The sequence below is a fragment of the Methylomonas sp. BW4-1 genome, from assembly GCF_052474385.1.
On sequence record NZ_CP184125.1, the window covers coordinates 3,732,349 to 3,756,177 of the forward strand.

Annotated in this window: 24 protein-coding genes and 5 tRNA genes; 6 read left to right on the forward strand and 23 right to left on the reverse strand. The window is 48.9% G+C overall.

Features of this window, described 5'->3' with window-relative positions:
- Positions 1 to 113: 113 nt before the first annotated feature.
- The 18 genes from rplL to ACH5Y9_RS17420 form a co-directional block, all read right to left on the reverse strand.
- Positions 114 to 482: a 50S ribosomal protein L7/L12 gene (gene rplL, locus ACH5Y9_RS17335; protein WP_020484796.1), complete on the reverse strand. Its 369-nt coding sequence runs from the start codon at positions 480 to 482 to the stop codon at positions 114 to 116.
- A gap of 46 nt (positions 483 to 528) precedes the next feature.
- Positions 529 to 1,023: a 50S ribosomal protein L10 gene (gene rplJ, locus ACH5Y9_RS17340; RefSeq protein WP_026147170.1), complete on the reverse strand. Its 495-nt coding sequence runs from the start codon at positions 1,021 to 1,023 to the stop codon at positions 529 to 531.
- A gap of 192 nt (positions 1,024 to 1,215) precedes the next feature.
- Positions 1,216 to 1,911: a 50S ribosomal protein L1 gene (gene rplA / locus ACH5Y9_RS17345; protein ID WP_033159598.1), complete on the reverse strand. Its 696-nt coding sequence runs from the start codon at positions 1,909 to 1,911 to the stop codon at positions 1,216 to 1,218.
- Positions 1,911 to 2,342 carry a 50S ribosomal protein L11 gene (rplK, locus tag ACH5Y9_RS17350; protein WP_020484793.1) on the reverse strand — a complete coding sequence of 144 codons (432 nt, stop codon included), beginning with the start codon at positions 2,340 to 2,342 and terminating at the stop codon, positions 1,911 to 1,913. Before rplK ends, rplA begins: the two co-directional genes overlap by 1 nt.
- A gap of 99 nt (positions 2,343 to 2,441) precedes the next feature.
- Entirely contained in the window at positions 2,442 to 2,975 is a 534-nt protein-coding gene (gene nusG / locus ACH5Y9_RS17355) for a transcription termination/antitermination protein NusG (protein WP_033159599.1), read from the reverse strand.
- Entirely contained in the window at positions 2,975 to 3,355 is a 381-nt protein-coding gene (secE, locus tag ACH5Y9_RS17360) for a preprotein translocase subunit SecE (protein WP_445366973.1), read from the reverse strand. Before secE ends, nusG begins: the two co-directional genes overlap by 1 nt.
- Positions 3,356 to 3,392: 37 nt before the next feature.
- Positions 3,393 to 3,468: transfer RNA gene (locus tag ACH5Y9_RS17365), tRNA-Trp, on the reverse strand.
- 34 nt (positions 3,469 to 3,502) lie between these two features.
- A complete protein-coding gene (tuf, locus tag ACH5Y9_RS17370; protein WP_033156112.1) occupies positions 3,503 to 4,693 on the reverse strand; it encodes an elongation factor Tu in 1,191 nt (396 codons plus the stop codon).
- Between the two features lie 39 nt (positions 4,694 to 4,732).
- A tRNA-Thr gene (locus ACH5Y9_RS17375) sits at positions 4,733 to 4,808 on the reverse strand.
- Between the two features lie 18 nt (positions 4,809 to 4,826).
- Positions 4,827 to 4,900 (reverse strand) — tRNA-Gly (locus ACH5Y9_RS17380).
- Between the two features lie 17 nt (positions 4,901 to 4,917).
- Positions 4,918 to 5,002: transfer RNA gene (locus tag ACH5Y9_RS17385), tRNA-Tyr, on the reverse strand.
- A gap of 73 nt (positions 5,003 to 5,075) precedes the next feature.
- Positions 5,076 to 5,630, reverse strand: a complete 555-nt coding sequence (gene pth, locus ACH5Y9_RS17390; protein WP_445366974.1) for an aminoacyl-tRNA hydrolase — start codon at positions 5,628 to 5,630, stop codon at positions 5,076 to 5,078.
- 10 nt (positions 5,631 to 5,640) lie between these two features.
- Positions 5,641 to 6,237 (reverse strand): 50S ribosomal protein L25/general stress protein Ctc, encoded by a 597-nt coding sequence (locus ACH5Y9_RS17395; RefSeq protein ID WP_033156110.1) that lies wholly within the window; start codon positions 6,235 to 6,237, stop codon positions 5,641 to 5,643.
- Positions 6,238 to 6,282: 45 nt separating this feature from the next.
- Positions 6,283 to 7,236 carry a ribose-phosphate diphosphokinase gene (locus ACH5Y9_RS17400; protein WP_033156109.1) on the reverse strand — a complete coding sequence of 318 codons (954 nt, stop codon included), beginning with the start codon at positions 7,234 to 7,236 and terminating at the stop codon, positions 6,283 to 6,285.
- A 35-nt stretch (positions 7,237 to 7,271) separates the two neighbouring features.
- Positions 7,272 to 7,346 (reverse strand) — tRNA-Gln (locus tag ACH5Y9_RS17405).
- Positions 7,347 to 7,355: 9 nt separating this feature from the next.
- Entirely contained in the window at positions 7,356 to 8,222 is an 867-nt protein-coding gene (gene ispE / locus ACH5Y9_RS17410) for a 4-(cytidine 5'-diphospho)-2-C-methyl-D-erythritol kinase (protein WP_445366975.1), read from the reverse strand.
- A gap of 5 nt (positions 8,223 to 8,227) precedes the next feature.
- Complete coding sequence (gene lolB / locus ACH5Y9_RS17415; RefSeq protein WP_445366976.1) at positions 8,228 to 8,797, reverse strand: lipoprotein insertase outer membrane protein LolB; 570 nt, start codon at positions 8,795 to 8,797, stop codon at positions 8,228 to 8,230.
- On the reverse strand, positions 8,794 to 10,518 hold the full coding sequence (locus ACH5Y9_RS17420) for a tetratricopeptide repeat protein (protein ID WP_445366977.1): 1,725 nt from the start codon (positions 10,516 to 10,518) through the stop codon (positions 8,794 to 8,796). The genes lolB and ACH5Y9_RS17420 overlap by 4 nt, the downstream gene beginning before the upstream one ends.
- A gap of 146 nt (positions 10,519 to 10,664) precedes the next feature.
- On the opposite strand from ACH5Y9_RS17420, the gene hemA reads away from it, so the two are divergent.
- Genes hemA through ACH5Y9_RS17440 form a run of 4 tightly spaced genes read left to right on the forward strand, consistent with a single transcriptional unit; the run spans position 10,665 to position 14,296 of the window.
- On the forward strand, positions 10,665 to 11,915 hold the full coding sequence (gene hemA, locus ACH5Y9_RS17425; protein WP_205453350.1) for a glutamyl-tRNA reductase: 1,251 nt from the start codon (positions 10,665 to 10,667) through the stop codon (positions 11,913 to 11,915).
- Between the two features lie 8 nt (positions 11,916 to 11,923).
- A complete protein-coding gene (gene prfA / locus ACH5Y9_RS17430) occupies positions 11,924 to 13,009 on the forward strand; it encodes a peptide chain release factor 1 (protein ID WP_033156105.1) in 1,086 nt (361 codons plus the stop codon).
- Entirely contained in the window at positions 13,002 to 13,877 is an 876-nt protein-coding gene (gene prmC / locus ACH5Y9_RS17435; RefSeq protein WP_445366978.1) for a peptide chain release factor N(5)-glutamine methyltransferase, read from the forward strand. Before prfA ends, prmC begins: the two co-directional genes overlap by 8 nt.
- Entirely contained in the window at positions 13,874 to 14,296 is a 423-nt protein-coding gene (locus ACH5Y9_RS17440) for a M67 family metallopeptidase (protein WP_319960417.1), read from the forward strand. Before prmC ends, ACH5Y9_RS17440 begins: the two co-directional genes overlap by 4 nt.
- Before the next feature lie 29 nt (positions 14,297 to 14,325).
- Here the strand turns inward: ACH5Y9_RS17440 and ACH5Y9_RS17445 are convergent, their stop codons facing one another.
- The 3 genes from ACH5Y9_RS17445 to ACH5Y9_RS17455 form a co-directional block, all read right to left on the reverse strand.
- On the reverse strand, positions 14,326 to 15,261 hold the full coding sequence (locus ACH5Y9_RS17445) for a cation diffusion facilitator family transporter (protein WP_101052094.1): 936 nt from the start codon (positions 15,259 to 15,261) through the stop codon (positions 14,326 to 14,328).
- Between the two features lie 220 nt (positions 15,262 to 15,481).
- Entirely contained in the window at positions 15,482 to 16,954 is a 1,473-nt protein-coding gene (locus tag ACH5Y9_RS17450) for a porin (protein WP_445366979.1), read from the reverse strand.
- Positions 16,955 to 17,217: 263 nt separating this feature from the next.
- The gene (locus ACH5Y9_RS17455; RefSeq protein ID WP_445366980.1) at positions 17,218 to 18,069 is read right to left on the reverse strand and encodes an HDOD domain-containing protein; all 852 of its coding nucleotides are present in this window, start codon (positions 18,067 to 18,069) and stop codon (positions 17,218 to 17,220) included.
- 180 nt (positions 18,070 to 18,249) lie between these two features.
- Here ACH5Y9_RS17455 and ACH5Y9_RS17460 point away from each other — a divergent pair, with 180 nt between their 5' ends.
- Both ACH5Y9_RS17460 and ACH5Y9_RS17465 read left to right on the forward strand, forming a co-directional pair.
- Entirely contained in the window at positions 18,250 to 20,085 is a 1,836-nt protein-coding gene (locus ACH5Y9_RS17460) for a GGDEF and EAL domain-containing protein (RefSeq protein WP_033156100.1), read from the forward strand.
- 151 nt (positions 20,086 to 20,236) lie between these two features.
- Complete coding sequence (locus ACH5Y9_RS17465; RefSeq protein WP_445366981.1) at positions 20,237 to 20,725, forward strand: hypothetical protein; 489 nt, start codon at positions 20,237 to 20,239, stop codon at positions 20,723 to 20,725.
- Positions 20,726 to 20,784: 59 nt separating this feature from the next.
- Here the strand turns inward: ACH5Y9_RS17465 and ACH5Y9_RS17470 are convergent, their stop codons facing one another.
- Both ACH5Y9_RS17470 and ACH5Y9_RS17475 read right to left on the reverse strand, forming a co-directional pair.
- Positions 20,785 to 22,125, reverse strand: coding sequence for a sigma-54-dependent transcriptional regulator (locus tag ACH5Y9_RS17470; protein ID WP_445366982.1), 1,341 nt, complete (start codon positions 22,123 to 22,125; stop codon positions 20,785 to 20,787).
- The gene (locus ACH5Y9_RS17475; RefSeq protein ID WP_445366983.1) at positions 22,122 to 23,666 is read right to left on the reverse strand and encodes a sensor histidine kinase; all 1,545 of its coding nucleotides are present in this window, start codon (positions 23,664 to 23,666) and stop codon (positions 22,122 to 22,124) included. Before ACH5Y9_RS17475 ends, ACH5Y9_RS17470 begins: the two co-directional genes overlap by 4 nt.
- Between the last annotated feature and the right edge of the window lie 163 nt (positions 23,667 to 23,829).

Consider the following 23,829-nt stretch of genomic DNA (forward strand, 5'->3'; position numbering starts at 1 on the left):
ATACCTTCGTCGTCAGAGATTATTTACTACTGTTTTAGAAACAGTAAAAGGCCGACGGCAAAATGCCGTCAGCCCGGTTTGATAGGCTTATGCCTGGTATGCAGTCAAGATGCTTATTTGATTTCGGCAGTTGCGCCAGCTTCTTCAAGCTCTTTTTTCGCCGCTTCGGCTTCGGCTTTGTTGACACCTTCTTTAACAGTAGTAGGTGCGCCTTCAACAGCGTCTTTCGCTTCTTTCAAGCCCAAGCCTGTCAAACCGCGAACCGCTTTAATAACCGCTACTTTGTTTTCGCCGAAGCCGGTCAAGATAACATCGAACTCGGTTTGCTCTTCAACAACAGCCGCCGCTACAGGAGCTGCAACCGCTACTGCCGCAGCAGCAGAAACGCCAAACTTTTCTTCCATCGCTGAAATCAGATCAACGATTTCCATCACAGTCATGTTAGAGACTGCTTCCAAGATGTCTTGTTGTGAAATTGCCATTGTATATTCCTCTAAAATTAATGAGTTTTAACTGGTTAACGCGAGATTATGCCGCTTCTTTCTCGTCTCTGATTGCAGCCAGAGTACGTGCGAGTTTCTCAACCGGTGCTTTCATGACCGACATCAGCATACTGATACCTTGATCACGGGTTGGCAATCTTGCCAATCTATCCAACTCCGATCCGTCAAAAGCCTGACCACCGATTGCCACTACTTTCGCGATCAGTTTGTTATGGCCCTTGGAGAATTCGCTGATGAGCCGTGCAGCGCAGCCTGGATCTTCCATGGAAAATGCCAGTATTAAAGGACCGACCAGCCCTTCCTGCATACATTCAAACTCAGTCCCAGCGACAGCACGTTTAGCCAGTGTATTTTTGACTACGCGCAAATAAACGCCCGTTTCTCTCGCGGTTTTACGCAGCTCCGTTAATTCGGTAACTGTCAAACCCCGATATTCCGCCGCGATGGCGGAATGGGCTTTAGCGGCGAATTCAGCAACTTCCTCTACGACAACTTTTTTGCTATCTAAATTGAGTGCCACATCTACCTCCGGTACTTTCCGATTATCCATCGGAATCTATGAAACGCATCTTACGATGCCCCTTTCACGGTCCCTTTCACCAGCTTTGCGGCTCCAGCTCCCGTCTGCGTAGGAAAATTAAGCTTTCGCACCTACGGTCTTTGACGGTTGCCGATAACTCGGCAACCCAAAGCCTTACAACTTGTTAAATTCTTAAATGTCGATACTGCCTTGATCGATCCACAAGCCAGGACCCATGGTCGAGGACAATGCAATCTTTTTCAAATAGACGCCTTTGGCAGCCGTCGGTTTAGCTTTTTTAAGATCTGAAATCAAAAACTCCAAATTTTGTTTGAGCGCAGTTTCATCGAAAGATACTTTACCGATAGAGCAATGAATAATGCCTGATTTATCTGTGCGGTATCTGACCTGCCCTGATTTGGCATTTTTAACTGCTGTTACAACGTCAGGCGTCACGGTACCTACTTTCGGGTTTGGCATCAGGCCTCTTGGACCTAAGATTTGACCCAATTGACCCACTACACGCATTGCATCAGGCGAGGCAATGACCACATCAAAGTTCATTTCGCCACGTTTTACTTGCTCAGCCAAATCGTCCATACCGACGATGTCGGCACCCGCTTCGCGAGCCGCATCTGCATTTGGGCCTTGCGTAAATACAGCAACTCTTACTGTTTTGCCGGTACCGTTCGGTAACACGGAAGCGCCACGAACGTTCTGATCAGATTTACGAGGATCAACACCCAAGTTAACACTCACATCCACAGACTCATCGAACTTGCTATTGGCAAACTCTTTTAATAGTGCTACAGCTTCGGCAACCGAATATTGTTTGCTTCTAACTACCTTTTCTTTGATAGCCTTTGCTTTTTTAGTTACTTTTGCCATTACACGCCCTCCACGTTCAAGCCCATGCTGCGAGCGCTTCCCGCAATAATTCTTATCGCCGCCTCCAAATTTGCTGCGTTCAAATCTTCCATTTTGGTTTTAGCGATTTCTTCCAGCTGCGCACGCGAAACGGTGCCCACTTTATTAGAATTAGGCTTGCTGCTTCCGCTTTTAATACCCACTGCTTTTTTCAACAAAACCGAAGCAGGTGGCGTCTTGGTAATAAAAGTAAAGCTTTTATCACTATAGACGGTGATAACAACAGGCAAAGGCAGGCCTTTCTCAACTTCTTGAGTTCTTGCATTAAACGCCTTGCAGAACTCCATAATATTGACACCACGCTGACCCAATGCAGGACCAATTGGTGGACTAGGATTAGCCTCACCTGCTTTAACTTGCAGCTTGATGTACGAATCAATTTTTTTTGCCATTTTATACTCCTAACGGGTGCAAACGCTTTTCAGCTCCCCAACAAACAAAAATCCCGGCCATGCAAATGACAGGGATTCGTAAAAATCTCAAATTGTAGTCTAGACTTTTTCAACCTGTCCAAATTCTAATTCAACCGGCGTAGATCGACCAAAAATAAGAACCGATACGCGCAACCGGCTTTTCTCGTAATTCACTTCTTCTATATTGCCGTTAAAGTCTTTAAATGGGCCATCAGTAATCCGAACAACTTCCCCAACTTCGAACAGTACTTTGGGCCGTGGCTTATTCACACCCTCTTCGACACGATTTAATATTGCCATTGCTTCCTTTTCTGAGATTGGTGACGGCCTATCTGATGCCCCGCCTATAAAGCCCAATACCCTAGGAACATTTCTTACTAAATGCCATGTTTCGTCATTCAATTCCATTTGCACAAGCACGTATCCGGGAAAGAATTTCCTTTCACTTTTACGCTGCTGACCCATGCGCATTTCAACAACTTCTTCAGTAGGGACCAGAATTTTTCCAAAAAACTCTTCCAGCCCTTCGCGTTTTATACGCTCTTCAAGAGCCTGCTTGACTTTATTTTCAAAATTGGAATACGCATGAACGACATACCAGCGAAGCGACATTATTTAATCCCCTGGCTCATCAAAAGCTGAACACCCCAAAACAAAAACATATCTAGCAACCACAGTATTAAGCCGACTATGAATACCATCAAAAACACCATCAGCGTAGTACGAACCGCCTCGTCTTTAGTGGGCCACACTATCCTTTTGAATTCCTGCTTGGACTCCAGCATAAAGCCCCATAGACCGCGACCCTTAGCAGTAGTAAAAGCAACAGCTATAGCAACCACTAAAACAGCCACCAAAACTAAAACGCGGTAAAGAAGCTGCAAATCAGAAAAATAATAGAACGCTGATATGCCGACAACAACAAAAACCAAAGATAAAGCCAACTTTACGATGTCCACCACTGAGGAGACCTCTTCTGCCTGTGCGTTCATTTAGTCAACTTGAATTAAATTATGAAGATTTTCTGAATGGCAGGCCAGGAGGGACTCGAACCCCCAACTTGCGGTTTTGGAGACCGCTGCTCTACCAATTGAACTACTGACCTATTCAGAAAATATTTTTTGAATCAAAAACGGCTATTACTCGATAATAGAAGCAACAACACCCGCACCCACGGTACGACCACCTTCGCGAATCGCAAAACGCAAGCCGTCTTCCATCGCAATCGGTGAGATAAGTTTTACGGTAACGGCGATGTTATCGCCAGGCATAACCATTTCCACGCCTTCTGGCAAATCTACCGCACCGGTTACGTCGGTCGTCCTGAAGTAGAACTGCGGACGGTAGCCATTAAAGAATGGAGTATGACGACCACCCTCTTCTTTAGACAGCACATATATTTCTGCTTTAAAGTGGGCATGTGGCTTGATGGTATTCACATGCGCCAATACTTGACCACGCTCCACGTCTTCTCTTTTAGTACCACGCAACAGTACACCGACGTTATCGCCCGCTTGACCTTGGTCGAGCAGTTTGCGGAACATCTCCACACCCGTGCAGGTCGTTTGAACGGTATCTTTGATGCCGACGATCTCGACGGCTTCGCCAACTTTGATGATACCCCGCTCAACACGTCCGGTTACTACGGTACCGCGACCTGAAATTGAGAACACGTCTTCGATAGGCATCAAGAATTTGCCGTCGATCGCGCGTTCTGGCTCGGGAATGTAACTGTCCAACGCTTCAACCAAGCGAACTACTGATTGTACACCAATTTCGCTTTGCTCGCCTTCTAAAGCTTTCAATGCGGAACCAACGATAATGGGCGTGTCGTCACCTGGAAATTCGTATTGATTCAATAACTCGCGAATTTCCATTTCAACCAGCTCAATCAACTCAGCGTCATCTACCATATCGGCCTTGTTCAAGAACACAACAATGTAAGGCACACCGACTTGACGTGATAACAGAATGTGCTCGCGCGTTTGCGGCATAGGACCGTCCGCAGCAGAGCAAACCAAAATCGCGCCGTCCATTTGGGCAGCACCGGTAATCATGTTTTTAACGTAGTCAGCGTGACCAGGGCAGTCAACGTGGGCATAGTGACGGTTGGCTGATTCGTACTCTACGTGTGACGTAGAAATGGTAATACCGCGCGCACGTTCTTCCGGGGCGTTGTCGATTTGATCAAAAGCCTTAACTTCGCCGCCTTGCAGCTCCGCCATGACTTTTGTTAATGCCGCTGTCAATGTGGTTTTACCGTGGTCAACGTGACCAATGGTGCCTACGTTTACGTGCGGTTTCTTTCTTTCAAATTTTTCTTTAGCCATTTTGGAACACCCTAACTACGACAAAAACAAACCTAAATCTGGAGCTCATAACCGGATTTGAACCGGTGACCTCTTCCTTACCAAGGAAGTGCTCTACCTACTGAGCTATATGAGCGAGTAATTTACCCCGAAATGGAGCGGGTGATGGGAATCGAACCCACGCAATCAGCTTGGAAGGCTGGAGTTCTACCATTGAACTACACCCGCAGATCCCATAAATTTGGTGGTGGAGGGGGGAGGATTCGAACCTCCGAAGGTAGAACCGGCAGATTTACAGTCTGATCCCTTTGGCCGCTCGGGAACCCCTCCGTTACTTATTCGATCAATTATCCTTGTTTCAAAAACCCCAGTCAAGTGTTTTTTAATTCAGCTGAAGTAACAATCAAACTCCAATTGAATTCAAATCACCCAAAACCAACGCATCCATGCTTTTCGCTAACTCGCCAAACAAACCCAGCATTCGAGCCTGACCATCACAAGACAAACTGGACAACACATAGTCCGCCACACCCACCCCCGCGACAGGACGACCTATACCAATTCTCAACCTGTAGAAATCACGAGTGTCGATATGAGCAATGATGTCACGCAACCCGTTATGCCCACCATGCCCCCCGTCTTTTTTCATCTTGACAACGCCCTCGGGAAGCTCAAGCTCATCATGAACCACAAGCATTTCTTCGGACTTAAACTTGTAATATCGCAAAAACTTACCGACAGACAAGCCGCTTTTATTCATAAAAGTCATCGGCTTTAGCAATACAAGCCCGTATCCGCCAATATTGCATTCAGCCACCTCACCGGAAAACTGACTACTGCTCGACCAACCAGCACTAGCAAGCCCCGCCAGATACTCCACAAACAAAAACCCGGCATTGTGCCGGGTTTTTTCGTACTGTCGCCCAGGATTACCCAGACCAACAATCAGCTTAATCATTCAAAAACTATTAGTCAGCAGATTCCACAGATCTTGGCTTGACTATTTGGGCAACCGGATGATCATGCTCAGCACCATGCTGCAACGCTGCAATCTCAACACCAGCCGGCAAAATCAAATCAGACAAATGTATTGTCGAACCAACATCTACACTAGCCAAATCTACTTCAATGAATTCCGGCAAAGCAGAAGGCATACACAACACCTCCACATCAACCATTGCATGATTGACCAAACCACCTTTTTTAACGCCTACCGAAATAGCTTCATTGATAAAATGCAAAGGAACATGAACTTTCAATTTATGCGTATCATCAACACGCATAAAGTCCATATGTAGGACTATCGGCTTTGCAGGGTGCCTTTGTATATGCTTAAGAACAGCTTTTTCTGTTTTGCCGTCGATTTTAAGATCAAGCACATGGGAATAAACCGCCTCATGCACCAAATGCTTAACCACTTCATTATGATCCAGCAATAACATCTCAGGAGCACCACTACCACCATATACTACTGCCGGGACCTTACCCTGACGACGAACAACTTTGGCAGCGCTACTGCCCGAGGCACTGCGAGCTTCTGCAACAAATTCAAACACGTTAGCCATTTTTTTCTCCAAAAGCTTGTTCCACAAGCACTACTTTAATTCTTATCAGTCAACATAAAGCGAGCTTACAGACTCGCCCACCGCTATTCGACGTATTGTTTCTGCCAACATTTCCGCAACGCTTAGCTGCCTAATCTTATCAATCCCGGACAATTCTGTAGTTAACGGTATCGTATCTGTAACTACCAATTCATCAAGAACGGAATTTTTAACATTTTCCGCGGCCGCACCAGACAACACCGGATGAGTACAGTATGCAACAACCTTTTTGGCACCATTTTTCTTGAGCGCGCCTGCCGCGTGACACAAAGTACCCGCCGTATCAACCAAGTCATCCACCATGACACAGGTACGCCCCTCTACATCGCCGATGATATGCATTATCTCCGACACATTCGGACGCGGCCTTCGCTTGTCGATTATCGCCAAATCAGCATCACCCAGACGCTTTGCAATGGCTCTAGCCCTCACAACACCACCAACATCCGGCGAAACCACAATCAAATCTTCGTATTCTTGCCGCCAAATATCACCTAGCAAAATTGGCGAAGCATACACATTATCAACCGGAATCCCAAAGAATCCCATGATTTGATCTGCATGCAAGTCAACAGTCAACGCCCTGTCAGCCCCAGCATTACCTATCATATCCGCAACCAATCTTGCAGTAATGGGCACCCTGGCCGACCTCGAGCGCCTATCTTGCCGCGCGTAACCATAATACGGCATAACAGCTGTTATTCTCGCCGCAGACGCTCGCCTCATAGCATCAATCATTACCAACAATTCCATTAGATTCTCGTTGGTAGGCGCGCAGGTAGGCTGTATGACAAATACATCCCTACCTCTAACATTTTCTTCTATCTCAACAAAAATCTCGCCATCACTGAAACGACCAACCGTGGCCATGCCGAGGCGCATATTGAGCTTCTTCACAATACCTTCAGACAACGCCTTATTGGCATTCCCGGAAAATACCATTACCGAGGCCTCACGCATTCAAGCACTCCTAAGGAACTATTGTGTGGAGATTATGGCTGGGCTGCAAGGATTCGAACCTTGGTATGCGAGGATCAAAACCTCGTGCCTTACCGCTTGGCGACAGCCCATTAAATTGATTAAACTGATCCTTGTCTTAATTTTTCATGCAGAGGCGAAACATTAAGTCCTCGAGCCAAATAAACTAACCAACTCTGACTCAACTCAGAAAATGCCTCACGCGCCGACTCTTCCGAATCGAACTGAGCAAACACACAAGCCCCAGTCCCCGTCAATCTTGCTTCTGCATATTGAGATAATGCATCCAATGCATTACTCACCGGCTTATATAATTTGCTAACAACCGGAAGACAATCATTCCGCCAATCGCCTGCAATGAAGTCGCGCATTTTGATGGATTTGCTATCTCTTGTCAACTCTTCCGTCAAAAAAATCTGTTTCGTGTTCACATGACAATCCGGCTTGATTACCACGACCCATTGTTCCGGAATCGTTATGGGCTTTAATTCCTCACCAACCCCCTCACCCCAAGCGGTGTATCCATAGACAAAAACAGGCACATCGGCACCAAGTTGCAAGCCCAACTCCATCAACGCTTCTAATGGTAAATGCAGATTCCACAACCTATTCAGCACCACCAGCGTAGTAGCAGCATCGGAACTACCACCACCCAAGCCACCACCCATAGGCAGATTCTTTTCGACATCGATACACACCCCGGACGCACACCCAGTATATTGTCTCAATAAGTTGGCGGCACGAACGGTTAAGTCTTCGTGTTCCGGGACACCAGGAATCGGATGACGCAAATAAACCCGGCCATTTTCCGCTGGATAAAATGTTATCCAGTCACACAAATCAATAATCTGAAATACTGTTTGCAGCAAATGATAGCCATCTGGGCGACGCCCAGTGATTCTCAGCATTAGATTCAACTTAGCCGGCGCAGGCCATTTCTCACCCCAACCCACCACCTGTTCTTGCATTCCCGTCACGACAAATCCCATTGATCCACTATTAATTTGATTCTTGTCTTATCTTTTTCCGCATTGATTTTTCTCGGTAGTAATAAGGCGTTAACATGCTGCATTTCTCTGAAACCAACCCGCCACCCAGACTGAAAAAATCCATCAACCTGCTCGACAAACGACTGCTCCGGATTAGGCAAGCCAAGCACCCAATACCTCAAAGCGCTCACAGGAATCGCGACACCTAACTGCTCCGCCAGCACCTCTTCTGCAGGCCCGCGAAATTCTTTGTGATTGTCGCCGTCATCCACCGCTACGAAATCAGCTTCTACAGTGATCATCAGCTTACCCTGAGCCAATGGCCCCGAAAGCTCAATATCATCTCTCCCTGAGCGATGCCGCCAACTCACCGACGCAGAAAACGAATCCTTCTCATCAGCCAGAGCCAATCGCCCCTCAAAATACCATTGCTGTTGCTGTTGCAACACCCTCATATCTTGCGATCGATAGGCCTCGCCCGGCTTTTCTGACAATAAAGAACAGCCGGACAAGAACATCACAGCCAACAAGAAAACACCGCCCTTAAAAATCATTGCCCGTTTTGCAAAAAGCGTTTTTTAAACTCCAACAAATATTCGTCATCAGGAGATTTTTTGTAAACACTGTCGAAAAGCTCTTTTGCTTCCTTTTTCTCACCCAAAGACCAAAGCACTTCGGCAATATGCGCGGCAATTTCATTTTCCGGCTGCTTCTCGTAGGCTCTACGCAAAAATTCCAGCGCCCGCTCAGGCTTTCCAAGCTTAAACTGCAACCATCCGTAGCTGTCTATTACCACTGCCTCATCGGGCTGCAAACTGAGAGCGCGCTCCAAATATTTGGCCGCCTCCTCATAGCGTTGCGTTCTATCGGTCAACGTATAACCCAACGCATTAAGCGCCCCTACATCGTCCGGCTTTTTCTCTAAAATTTTCTGCAGGTCGGATTCAAGTACATCCAGCTTATCCAAACGCTCGGCAACCAATGCCCGGGCATATAGCACTTCGCGATTATCGGGCATGTCTTTTAAAGCCAGTGTCAGAACATCAAAAGCTTCCTGATATTTACCCAATTGATTGTAAAGCTCTGCCTTAACCATCAAGACTCGCAAATGCTGCTCAGGATATTTGTTATCCATGCGTTTGATGCGCGCCTCAATCTCGTCGAAGCGTTTTTGATTCATCAACAATGACACCGCCGCCATATCCGCGTCGAATGCGTAATTGCCATCGCTCACCCGATCAAACCAATTTAACGCCTTATCCGGATGCTGTTGATCAACTTCAATCTTGCCCAAGTAAAAACTGGCCTGCCCTTCCCACTCGGGATTATTCAGCAGCTTCTCAAGTACGTTTTCAGCCTTATCGATCTGACCTTGCTGCATATACACCAAAGCCAAGGTAAACAGCGTTTCAGCATCATCCGGCTTGTCTTCCAACACATTCTGGCAAAGCTTTATCGCATCGTCATAGTCGTGACCGTTAACCAACACCTCTAACAACATCTTTCTCAGCATTTTATCTTCCGGCGCCGCCTTAAGCGCTTTTTCCAAAGAGGCGCGCGCCTTGGTCAAGTCGCCGGAGCGTCCGGCCAGCTGTGCCTGCAAGATCACAGCCTTATTCCAATCAGGCTGGATTAGCAATGCTTGATTAACTTTCTGCTGGGCCAACTCGTTATTTTGCAGAACCGACGCCAAAACCGCCTGCAAGAAAAACACACTGGCTTGATTAGGACGCTCAACAGCCAACTCTTCCAACACGTCGTAGGTAAATTGCGTGCGACCTTCTTTTTCCATCAACTTGGTCATTTCCAGCACACCAGCCTCAAAACCGGCCGGATCATCTGCCAGCATGGCATTGAGATTTTCGACAGCCGCCTTTTGATCTGAGTTTTTAATCGCCAGTAACACGGCAAACTTTCTCGCCGCTAAATTCTTTCCATCCTTGGACAACCAAACCGTCAAGGCCTCACGGGTACGCTGCTCGTCTTTTAAAAACAAACCGATTTTGACTGCCCGCTCTGCAATCCGAGGATCATCCACTCGCTTAGCGGCCTGCAAATAAGCATCCATGGCCAAATGGTACTGATTACGCTGCCCTGCCAATTCCGCGGCCATCAGCAAATACAGCACCTCTTCGTCGATCACCGTGTTGCGATTAACTCTGCTTTCCAAACCCTCAGGCTTGACTGGCAAACCTTCTGCCTCAGGCTCTTTCTCAGGAGAAACCGCACATCCTGACATCGATAAAAACATTGCGATGGCTATCCATTTTTTCATGCAATCAATTGACCCACTTTTGAAAAACTATTGACGATAGATTACCAGAAAAAGCCCCTGAATCGGACTGCCGTTTCATTGTATTTGGACAAAAACAGCGCATTCCTTAAAATAGTGCACTTTTCTTGTGCTATTGTTCGCAACCAATGACTCTTCTTGCCGTAGGGATAAATTACAATACAGCGCCGGTCGCCATCCGCGAACGCTTGGCGTTCCCGACGGACATGCTCGATAACACGCTGAAAAACTTGTGGAATCTTCGCGAAATCAGCGAGGCAGCCATTCTATCCACTTGCAATCGCACCGAGTTTTACTACCAGGCGGACAGCGACAACCAATCTTCGTTGGTAAACTGGATAGCGGACACCAAACAGATCAAACCCGCCGACTTCACCCCTTATCTTTATAGCTACAAAGATAGCCAGTCGATAAGACATATGTTCCGCGTGGCCTGCGGACTGGATTCGATGATCCTGGGCGAGCCGCAAATTCTCGGCCAAATGAAAACCGCCTACCATGCCGCTTCACAAGCCGGCACACTGGGCAGAAATCTCAGCAAATTGTTTCAACACACCTTTTCAGCCGCAAAGAAGGTGCGCACCGATACTGCTATCGGCTCCAGCCCGGTTTCTGTCGCATTTGCCGCCGTGCAACTGGCACAACAAATTTTCGACAAACTCAGCGAACAAACCGCTTTATTGATAGGTGCCGGCGAAACGATAGAACTCACCGCCCGCCATCTATACCAACACGGTATCGGCCGTATCATCATCGCCAACCGCACTTACGACAAAGCCCATGCCTTGGCGATGCAGTTCAACGGCTACGCGATCAACCTCGCCGAGCTGCCGAATCATTTGGCGGAAGCGGACATTGTCGTATCGTCCACCGCCAGCCAATTGCCGATCCTTGGTAAAGGCCGCGTAGAAAGCGCGATCAAAATCCGCAAGCACAAACCGATGTTCATGGTCGATTTGGCCGTGCCGCGCGACATCGAAGCCGAAGTTGCGCAGCTACGCGATGTTTATCTGTATACGGTTGACGATCTACAAAACACCGTCAATCAAAACATGGACTCGCGCCGCCGCGCCGCCGAGCAGGCCGAGGAAATTATCGACACTCAAGTCGAACACTTTATGGCCTGGCTGCGCTCTCAAGGCGCACAGGAAACCATCCGCGATTTCCGCACTCAGGCCGAGCAGACCCGCGACGAAGCATTGCAAAAAGCTTTAGCCCAACTCAACAGCGGCGCAGCCGCCGACGAAGTATTACAGCGCCTAGCGCACACCTTGACCAATAAACTGATTCACACCCCCTGCGCACAACTACGCGAAGCCGGCGCCAATGAACGCCACGACCTGATCGCGGCTTCCCGCGAAATTTTCAAATTACGATAAGCCACTGAATGAAACCCTCGATACAAACCAAACTGGAAAACCTCGGCGAACGCTTCGAAGAAATCACCGCCCTACTGTCACAACCGGAAGTACAAAGCAATCAAAACCAATTCCGTAGCCTGAGCCAGGAATACGCGCAAATCGAGCCGCTGGTCGCCTGTTACAAAATCTATCAGGAAAACGAAGCCAATCTCGAATCGGCCCAGGAAATGGCTAAAGACAGCGACCCGGAGTTACGGGAAATGGCCAAAGAAGAAATCCAGGCCGCCGAAGCCCAACGCGAGGAATTGACACAACAATTGCAAATCCTGCTGCTACCGAAAGACCCGAATGACAATCGCAATGTGTTTTTGGAAGTACGCGCAGGGACCGGCGGCGACGAAGCGGCGATCTTTTCCGGTGATCTGGCGCGCATGTATCAACGCTATGCAGAACGACAAGGCTGGAGCACCGAGATTATCAACGAGAACCGCGGCGAACACGGCGGCTTTAAAGAAGTCATCATGCGCGTGGCCGGCCAAAACGTGTATTCGCAATTAAAATTCGAATCCGGCACGCACCGCGTGCAGCGCGTACCGGAAACCGAATCGCAAGGTCGCGTGCATACCTCAGCCTGCACCGTGGCAATCATGCCGGAAGTGGATGCCGTAGACGAAATCGACATCAACCCGGCTGATCTGCGCATCGACACCTACCGCGCCTCCGGTGCCGGCGGTCAGCACGTCAACCGCACCGAGTCCGCCATCCGCATTACCCACATCCCATCCGGCGTGGTCGTCGAATGCCAGGACGAACGCTCGCAGCATAAAAACCGCGCCCGCGCCATGTCGGTTTTACAAGCGCGCTTAATGTCAGCAGCCCAGGAAAAGCAACACGCGGAACAATCGGAAAGCCGCAAATTACAAGTGGGCAGCGGCGACCGATCCGAGCGTATCCGCACCTATAACTACCCGCAAGGCCGACTCACCGACCACCGCATCAACCTGACGCTTTATAAGCTGGAAGAAATCATGGAAGGCGGATTGGAGCATGTGATTCAACCGCTGATTCATGAACATCAGGCAGAATTGTTGACTCAGCTGGGTAATGTCTAAGCAAGCTGTATGGACAGATACCAGCAATACGATTCATAGCCTGGTAGCCACTGCAAGCGCAAAGCTAAGCGCCACATCCGAAACCGCAATGCTAGACGCGGAAGTTCTGCTTTGCCACTGCCTAAACAAAACCCGCTCGTTTCTCAGAGCTTGGCCGGAACATCAGCCCGGCCCGCAACAAATCGCGCAATTTCAATTGCTGGTAAAGCAACGCTCGCAAGGCACGCCGGTTGCCTATTTAACCGGCCAACGCGAATTCTGGTCGCGCAATTTCAAAGTCAGCCCGGATGTCTTGATCCCCAGACCGGACACGGAATTACTGATAGAACTCAGCCTGGCGCTTCTGCCAAAAGACCGACCCAGCAAAATCATCGATCTCGGCACAGGTTCCGGTATTATTGCCATCACGCTGGCAGCGGAAAGACCGCTAGCTCAAGTGTTTGCCAGCGATCTAAGTTCGGCTGCCTTGGCAGTCGCCCGATATAACGCGCAGCAACTCTACACTGGCAATGTGCGCTTTGTGCAATCGAACTGGTTCGAGAACATCGAAGAAACCGGCGTTGACTTGATCGTTAGTAATCCACCCTACATCGCCGATAACGACCCACATTTAACCATCGGCGACGTGCGCTTTGAGCCTGACAGCGCGTTGATCAGCCCCAACAACGGCCTGCAAGACATTCGTCAGCTTGCCGAGCAAGCGCGTCTGCATTTAAAAGACAATGGCCAATTATTGGTCGAACACGGCTACAATCAACAATCCGAGGTACAAGCCATTTTTAGCGAATTTGGCTACCAGCAGATCAACACCCATGCTGATTTATCCGGCAATCCACGAGTGACATCGGGAATATGGAAACCACTATGAACCACAAAGAAATTTCTCTGCCACGCAAACTTACCAACCAGTTACTGCACTTGGCGCAACTATCCCCGGATACCGAGGTTTGCGGCCTAATCGGCGCGGACAGTACCGGTATGCCGGCGAGTTGTTATCCGGTGGAAAATAGCGCCGCCACGCCGCAGACCCGATTTTTATTAGACGCCAGCCAGCAAATCGAGGCGATGCGCCAAATCCGCGAAAAAGGCGAAACGCTATTTGCTATCTACCACTCGCACCCGCACACGCCGGCCCAACCGTCAGCGACCGACATTCAGGAAGCCAGCTATCCGGATGCACTGCACTTGATCATTTCTTTAAATACCAAGGGCGTATTGGAAATGCGCGGCTTTAAAATTGCCGGAGACAGCGCGGAAGAAGTGGAATTAAATCTGATTGAAGCTTAATCCAAGCCGTTGCAGCCCAAACCGCGTGCTCAATGCTCCCAAGACGCGGCATCTTCGATAGGTTCTAGATGCGTGTCGATGTCGATGTTGTCAAACCTGTCCTTGATTCGCTGCTCGATGGCTTCCAGCAAATCATGCCCCTGCTGCACTGTCCAACTCCCTGGCACCAACACATGCACCGACATGAAACGTCTGGCGCCGGCGTAACGAGTCCGTAACGCATGATAAGCAATACGGTGGCCGGCCACATATTCATCCAACACAGCGACGATTTCCGCAATTTCCTCCGGCGATAAGGCGGCATCCAATAAACCGGACACTGTCCGGCGAATCAATTGCAAGCCGGCCCAGACGATATTGAACGCCACGCCGATGGCAATAATCGGGTCGAGTATTTCCCAGCCGTTCAGGCCCAATTGCTTGGCAAACGCCAGACTCGGCTCGAAACGGTTTGCCACCGAGATGATGGCGATACCGACCAAAATCCCGACCGTCGTCCAGACATCGGTCATTAAGTGCTTACCGTCGGCTTCCAACGTGATCGACTGCCGGCGCCGGCCGACACCAATCAAAACTCGGGCAACCGCCAAATTGATCAACGAAGCAAACACCGAAACCGCAATACCCAGATCAAGTTGCTGCAGCGGCAGCGGGTTCCACAACCGTTCCCAGGCCGCATAGCCGATACTAAAAGCCGCCAACAGAATCATGATACCTTCAGCACCGCTGGAGAAATATTCGACTTTTTCGTGGCCGTAGGCATGGGTATCGTCCGGCGGCCGCGCCGAAATAGTCAGCACTACCAGCATGATGATCGCCGCCACCAAATTGATCAGCGACTCCAACGCATCGGACAGCAAGCCCACGGAACCGGTCAACCAATAGGCATAGCTTTTTAATGCGATAGTACTGATTGCGGCAGCAATAGAGAGCCAACCGTAACGGGCTAGAGAGTGTTCACTCATAACTTTCGGAGTTTTTTTGATAGGCTGATCAGTCTAGCAGACTGTCTGACTCAGCACTCACCTTGTGCGGATATATTCACGTCGCTCCGTGATAATCAGGGTCAACGTGAGTACTCGAGAATATAGTGAAAACAAAAAACCCCGATTCGCAAGAAACGGGGCTTTTATTTTTAAACCAGAAATTCTTTTGGAGCGCCGAGAATCAGCGCTCCGCCATCAATTAATAGTTGAACTGCAACTGGGTACGGATCAAATCGCCGCTGGCTTGCTGCAAGAATCCAGCTGCCGTTGTTTGCGTCTGAATTTGAGTACGATTCATCGTCGCATAAGCCACGGTTAACTCCAACGCCTTGTTGATTTGATACTCGACACCGGCTTCGACCTCGTCCACATTGACTCTTGGAGCGTTGGCGACACCCTTCCAGGCACCATCATAGGTTTGCCATTTGACATAAGGCATCATGCTACCTTTAGTACCGAATACGTTATCGATTTTATACATCGCTTGTACATAGCCACCTTCCAGATTTTGTCTCTCAATACGGTTGGCAGATGGATTAAGCGTAGGGCCTGCACCCCAATTCCATTCCGCCTGCAAACCGAACGGTTGCGGGAACAACACGGCATGAACGCCAACTCTATCTTCGCTATTGTCTCTTGCAGTCGGCGTACCCGATCCAAACCTACTGGTATAAGCACTGGTGGACCGGTTAAATCTTCCTGACATTGCATCCGCACCCACTTCAACGACTTGTCCACGCAAGCCCATGAAACCTAGGTCAAACGGATAAGTCGAATGAGCGACCAAATACAAGTTATCGTTAGCCTCAGCTTTGTTTACGCCTTGACCGTTATAAACACCCAAGCCCAAGACGCCGTAATCACCCGAGGTTTTCAGATTTTTCTTGGCTAGGTCTTTCCAAAGTTTTTGCACATCGCTAGGCGACCAATAGGCAAACAAACCCAAGTCACGTTCACTAGGCACCGCACTGTTCAATGCGTCGTCGCGGTCCAGCGTCAGGCGGTTTTGCGAGGACTGCAGGTTTTCCCAACCAAACGGGACTTTGGATTGACCGGCACGGATTCGATATTCGTGAGCCTTATCGAAAGCCAAGTCGGCATAGGCATCGCGTAATTGCGCAAAGTGTAAATCACCGTTGGTGGTAGCGAAATCCGGCTGCAGATACAGGGAGATATACTCATTGATGTCGCCGGAGAATACCAAGCGCACTCGGCGCAAGGAGAAACCTTGATTGTTACCGATCGAGCCATCGCCTACCGATTTCAATTCCGGCTCACCCGCTGTTCTATCGCCGGATAGTGCTTGGTTATACCGCAACTGGGTATAGCCGCGAACATTGATTTTGTTAAACCATTTTTCGTCGTTCTTAGCTTTGTCTTCGCGTTGCGCAACGATATGCTCGTCGAGCGCTTTCAGTTCGTTGGTTTTCAGCTCGAGATCCTGCTTGATTTTGTCGATCTCAGCTTTTTGTGTTTGATTGTCGGCTTCAACTTTTTTAGCAACCGTATCTTCGACTTTTTCAAATGAACCCAACTTAGTGCGACCTGGACCCGGTTCGGCAAAAATCTGCTTGGTTTTGGCATCAACATACAAATCCAGCGCCATCGCCTCGGCGCAAATACCCGAGCCAATAATGGCGACCACTGCCAGGCTCAGCTTAGAAAGTCTCATCAAATTTCTCCAATAATTATATAAATCAATGCGTTAACTCAATGATCACGATGACCAAAAAGCTTGATCGCATTGTATGGAGGCAATATGACAACTTTATGACAAAACGAATTTAGTTGGCCTATCCGTTGTTTTTTTGCGACAAAAACCGCATTCGATACAAGTCGTTAGCGTATCGGCGGCTTGATGATGGGATAGTCGAGCTCGGCCCCTGTCACCTTTAAGCAACAGATATTCCGATAATGATAAGAACCCAAGCGGGTTTAGACAGTGGGATAAAACAATTTAAAAATGACTTCGAACTCGTCGCTGATTTTATCGAGGATGAAACTGATTTGTTCGGGCGTCAGATTCAAAGCATTGACAGCGTGGGCATCGTAGGGATTTTCGATTCGACTTAAGCAGTTCGCGAGTCTAACCATGGCGGCCAAATCGGCGTAAGGCCCGATCAAATCTGGAAAGCAATGCAAGCGAATACTTTCCACAATAACGTCGGGTAACATCCATTGTTTGCACAACTCGGCCCCGGCCTGAAAGTGGTCGAAGCCGATCACGTTCTGCTCTACCGTGACCTCTTCGTCCACCGCGAGCGGGGTTTGCGATTGCAGTAATAAGTCGACTTCCCGGGCCAATACCGGAATCCGCCGATAAAACACCAATTGTCCGATGTTGTGGACCAAACCGCACAGAAATGCGGTGTCGGCATAGTGCTTGCCGAAATGAATATCCAATTCGCGTGCAATCAACGCGCAACGCAAATTTCTGGCCCAAAAATCGTGAATGGAAAAATGTTGTCCGGGTAAATCGGAAAAGCGTTCAACAATCAAGGTACCCAGCACCAGATTCTGCAACTCACGGGTACCAATCATGGTGATGGCTTTGGTAATCGAACTGATTTGGGACGGAAAACCATAGAAAGCACTATTCACTATCTTCAGCAGTTTTACCGCCAATGCCGCATCGGCTTCGAGCACCACAGCCGCGTCTTTCGCGGTCTTATTCGGGTCTTCGACTACTTTTTTCAACAAAAAATAGGCATTCGGCGGCGAGGCGAGTTGCAAATCACCTCTCAGCAAATCGGCAACAGTTAATGTGGACGGTGAGTAAGCTATCATCAATAATTCTAAAAAATTAAATTTACACCTATACTGAAAACCAATAGCATAGAAATAGCATTAAAGGCTGCGCTTAAACCTAGACCAATTATATGAAAATACAAGCTTATTAAATGCTGCCCTCCTCCTGACCTTATGCCGACTGCTCCCGATTTTATGCCAATACCTGGATGGTATTAGATGATTGCCAATGACGCGCTCAAAGAAAAACTGATTGTCGTTGCGGAGCATAATGAAGTCTCCGCTCAAAAAATCGTTTCCACATTGAAAACGAAGGGTTTTACCGATATTCGTGTAGCTGAAAATGGCGAACAAATTTACGAGATATTAAAGCCTTACGCCGATCAACCCGACAGGATCGGTCTGATCGTGCTGAACGCAAGGCTGCCGCTTTGCCAAGCTCGGGAAATGTGCCAGAGTTTATCCAGCGCCAATTCGGTATCGGTCATTCCGGTAGTAATTCTGAACGACGACAGCTTTGCCTGTGAACTCGACAGTTGTCAACCGCAACAGGACAATTGTCTAACTTACAAAATCAACACCCCCGTCAATACCCAGGAATTGATACTGGCAGTAAAATTTTTGCTGAGCCTGAAACAGGAACGCCAACTGCGCCACCGTCAGGAAGAACAATTGATCAATGAATTGGCCGCCAAAAACGTTATTGATGCCAAACTCAAGTTTCTGGTCGCCCACGACGAATTAACCGGCTTATTCAATCGCAGCAGTTTCGAACGTCAGCTGAGATTGGTATTAAATCACAGCAATAAAACGCAAAAAGACGGGTCTTTATTATTCATTGATGTAGACCGCTTCAGCCTGATTAACGAACTGGAAGGCTTTGAAGTAGGTGATCGTTTACTGGTCGAAATGGCCATTCTGGTCCGAAAACTATTACCGGCCGGCAGTTTATTCGCTCGTATCGGCGCCGACGAGTTTTGTTTATTCCTGGAAAACAAAACCAAAAAGCAAGCACAGATTCTCGCGGAAACCATCAAAACCACCGTGGATAATTTCCGATTCTTCACCGGCGAAGTGTCTTACAGCGCCTCGGTTTCCATAGGCATTGCCGCGCTGGACAATACCGTTTCCGCGTTTCATCCGGGCGAAATGATTTTACATGCCCGCCAAGCCTGCAACTTTGCAAAAAGCACCGGCAGAGACAAAATCTGCGTGTACAACAGCGATGATCTCATCGTCAAGGAAAGACGCCGCGACATTTACTGGGTGCCGCTGATTCGCAAGGCCTTGCGGGATAACCAGCTATTTCTGGTGTTCCAGCCGGTGGTACAGCTGTCTGATGGCAATGTTTCGCACTATGAAGTGTTATTGCGTATGCGCGGCGAAGGCAATGAAGTCATCACGCCGGATCAGTTTATTCCGGTAGCTGAAAGAACCGGCTTGATTCACGCGATAGACCTATGGGTCGTGGAAAACGCCATCGACTTTCTGGCGGCACTGCCCACTTACATGTCTTATATTTCCCTGGCTGTGAACCTTTCAAGTACCGCGTTTCAGTATCCGGATTTACTATCCACTATTAAGGATAAACTGGAAATGACCTGGATAGACGCCAACCGTTTGACCTTCGAAATCACCGAAACAGCCGCCGTGGACAATTTTGAAAAAACCCGGCACATGATTAACAAAATCAGAGCCTTAGGCTGCAAATTCGCGCTAGACGATTTCGGCGCCGGCTTTTGTTCGTTCAACTATCTCAAAACCTTTCCGGTCGATTACGTGAAAATCGACGGTCAATTCATCAGAAACCTGCTCGACAACGAAACCGATCAAATACTTGTCAAATCCATGGTGGAAATTGCCTCAAAACTCGGCAAGAAAACCATCGCCGAATTCGTCGAATCGGCAGGTACGGCGGTAAAGCTGAAGGAAATCGGCGTAAACTTCGGCCAGGGCTACGCATTCGGCAAACCCGAGCAGAATCTACTGGATGGTCAGAAGGTTTCGCTTAACCTTTTGCTGGGCAGCAATCAGGTGGCCAGTCCAATCAGTTGAAACGGATTAAACGTAATTCGCGAACTTTTTAGCAATTGGGGTATTAGTTTACCGACTTGATTAGCTCTGGTATATTCGCTCACGGTGTTTAAAACGTGTCATCACATTGTTCTGAATCTTAATAAATAAAACAAACAAAAGGGGAAGGGTTATGGCTGAATTGCTTTTTATAGCGACAACTATTTTTGTAGCTTATGTAGTATTTGTAGTCATGGGTGGCAAAAAGGAAAAACCGGAAACTAGTAAACCCGAGCCCGCCAAGCCGGAAGCGAGTAAACCGGCCATCCAAACCGAACTGACACCGCCTCCTCCCGCAGCTGTAAAAACCGCCGAAAAATCCGCTCCAGCCAAAGCCGCCACACCCAAATCCGCCGCACCCAAAGCCAGTAAATCCGCCCCGGCCAAAAAAGCCGCCGCCCCTGCGCCAGCAGCGCCAGTCGATAGTCTGAAAAATCCAAAAACAGGTGAAGTCGCCAAAATCCCAGCGAGTTATGCCTTTGCCAAACGCTGGATCAAAGATGCGTTGGTAGAAGAAGGCCTGTTGGACAAAGTGTATAAAAACAACGAACTAGACGATGCCGCAAACGCCAAAATTCAAGCCGCGCTGCAACAATTGAAAGGCATGAGCAAGTATCAATAAGCATGCCTGTGGATATTTAGGCGAGTAGCACGCCCCTACTCGCTTACAGTTATTTTCTGTTATTCAAGACCCAACTTTTTCAAGCGATACCGCAGCGAACGGAAGCTTAGACCCAAGTATTTAGCGGTAGCGGTTTTGTTCCAACGATTTTCCTCCAGCGCCGCACTCAAGGCTTTTTTCTCTATGTCTTCGAGATAGGCTTCCAGCGACATTTTCTCGGCGTCGAAATCTTCGACCGCAGCCAATTCCATCCCCAACGGCAAGTTCAGATCGTCGGCTTCAATCACGCCGCCATCGTGCAAGGCCAGCGCCCGCTCCAATATATTCTCCAGCTCCCGAACATTGCCGGGAAAATAGTAGTGCTTTAACGCATTTAGCGCAGAGTCGCTGAGTTTGGGCAAATCCATACCGTTGGCATTAGCCAAGCCCGCCAATAAGTGCTCGGTAAGCTGAGGAATATCGGCGGACCGGGCGCGCAGGGGTGGCAAACTCAGCTCGATGACATTGATCCGGTAGTACAAATCCTGCCTAAAACTGCCTTCTTGGACCATCTTGGTCAAATCCTTGTGGGTTGCGCTCAATAAGCGCACATCAACGGCTACTTCCCGCTGCTCGCCAACCGGGCGAACCTTTTTCTCCTGAATTGCCCGCAACAATTTGACTTGCAAGGGCAAAGGCAAGTCAGCCACTTCATCCAAAAACAAGGTGCCGCCATCAGCCGCCTGAAACAATCCTTGCTTGTCGGCTACCGCGCCGGTGAAACTGCCTTTTTTATGCCCGAAGAATTCGCTTTCCATCAATTCAGGCGGAATCGCTCCGCAATTAATCGCAATAAACGGTTTCTCCCCGCGCGGGCTTTGCTGGTGTATCAATCTGGCCACCAACTCCTTGCCCGAACCGGACTCTCCGCTGATATAAACCGGCGCCTGGTTGCGCGCCACCTTGTCGATCTTCGAGCGAATAGCGCACATTAATGCCGATTCGCCTAGCAAGATGTCGCGCGTACGGCGCTCCTTGTCGGAAACCCTAGTTAGCGAGGCTTGCAGCGCATGACTGACCAGCTGCCGCAATACCCCCAAATCGACCGGCTTAGACAGGAAATCGAAGGCGCCTTTTTTCATGGCTTTGATCGCAATATCCATGCTGCCATGCGCAGTAATCACCGCCACCGGCAATTGCAAACCGGCCAATTGAATATGATCGACCAAATCCAGCCCGTCGCCGTCCGGTAGTTTCATATCGGTGAGACACAAATCAAACACCTCAACGGCCAGTAGCTGTTTGGCCTCGGCCAAATTGGCCGCGCAGCGGGTTTGAATGTGCATGCGGTTCAGGGTTATTTCAAGTAATTCGCGGATGTCGGGTTCGTCATCGACAACCAGGGTGACAGGCATATTCATATTTCAATGACGGCGTGATCGGCATTAGCCAGCAACAAAGTGAAACAAGGTTTTCCGGAATGGGCGGCGTAACTTAACTCCGCTTGATTCAGTTCGGCCAATTCCCTGGAAATATACAACCCTAACCCGGTACCTTGGTGGGAGGTGGTAAAAAACGGTTCGAACAAATGCTGCCGGTGCTCTGCGGCAATTCCGGCGCCATTATCGATAATTTTTATGCACGGCGCCTCCTGCATCTGCGAGACTTCAAGCACGATGGCCCCTAGCTCAGGCTTACCGTATTGCAAAGCATTGGCGCAGAGATTGTCGAGAATTTGCTTCAAGTGGCCACTATCAATACAGGCATTCAAGCCTTGCGCTTTAAAAATCAATTTAAAACACTCCGCCCGCTCGCCCAGATTCAATTTCTGCTCGTCAAGGTAGGCCGGCAACCACTGGTCCAAAGCGATTTTTTGTTTTTGCGACGGGTTGCGCCGAGACAACTTGAGAATGTCCTCGATGATGCTGTTTACCCGCTGACAATGGTGCTGGATGATTTCCGTCAAACGCAGCTCTTGCAGATCCAAATCCGGTGCTTCGGATAGCAATTGTCCGGCATGACTAATGGCGCTGAGCGGATTGCGAATTTCGTGGGCAATACTGGCGGTCAACCGGCCCAGAGACGCCAGCTTGCTCTGTTGTAGGCGTTGGTTATACAAGGCAATGTCCTCGAAAATCAGCATGTACAACGCTTCGTCATCCATACTTAATTCGGAAAATCGCACTTGCACTTCGTTGCGATTGGCTAATTGGATAATGGCAAAATCCTGATCCCGATTGGCGCGCCACAACTCAAAAGCCTGCCTCAGCTCCGGCGCCACCTCGGCCAGTTCCTCCGGATGCAGGACCAAGCCCAGCAAACGCAACGCCGATTGATTGGACAGTTGAGTCACCTGCCGGTCATCGACGATCATGATGCCCGATTGCAAATGCTGGATGATATAGCGGTTAAGACTCTCCAGCCTGGCTATAGTATGCTCGTGCCGCCTGGCCAACACCGCCGATTGTTCGGCGCGCTGCGCCAGGATTACCGATAAAAACGCTATCGAAAAAAACGCCACGCCCAACATACCGGCATAAGTCAAGGTAGTATTTACGAAGGCATGCGTTTCTATCGCGTACACTTCTTCAGCAAGAATTGCCAGACTAGCCAAGGCTGCAAACAACATCGCGCAGCGCCCGCCAATTAACAAACCACCCGCCGCTATCGAGATAGCCAGCAAGATGCCAATGCCGCTGCCGATGCCGCCGCTGGCGTGCATCAGCAAGGTAATGAAGACTATATCGGTAAAAATAAATAACTGTGCCAGACTGGCATAAGCCCAACGCGGTCTAAATGCGACCGGCGCGGCAATCAGCGAAATCCCCAGATAGGCAACACTGGTGAACTGGTACAATGATGCGTCGTAGGAACCTAATAACGACGGCCCAAAGCGCAAATAAAACAGCATCACAAACAAGCAGGCGGTAACAAACCGATAGAGGGCGAAAATCTTCAACATCAACCATGCTTGCCGAACGGGAATGCCGTACCCCTTGGAAAAAGGGCAGGGATAAATAGTATCGACCGATGAAGAAAGCATTGCCCGAGTTTTTATGCAGAGTTAGTTAGAATGTTTGTCAGTTCAATCATAGCACCAACTTGAGACGCGATTTAAGCCATCC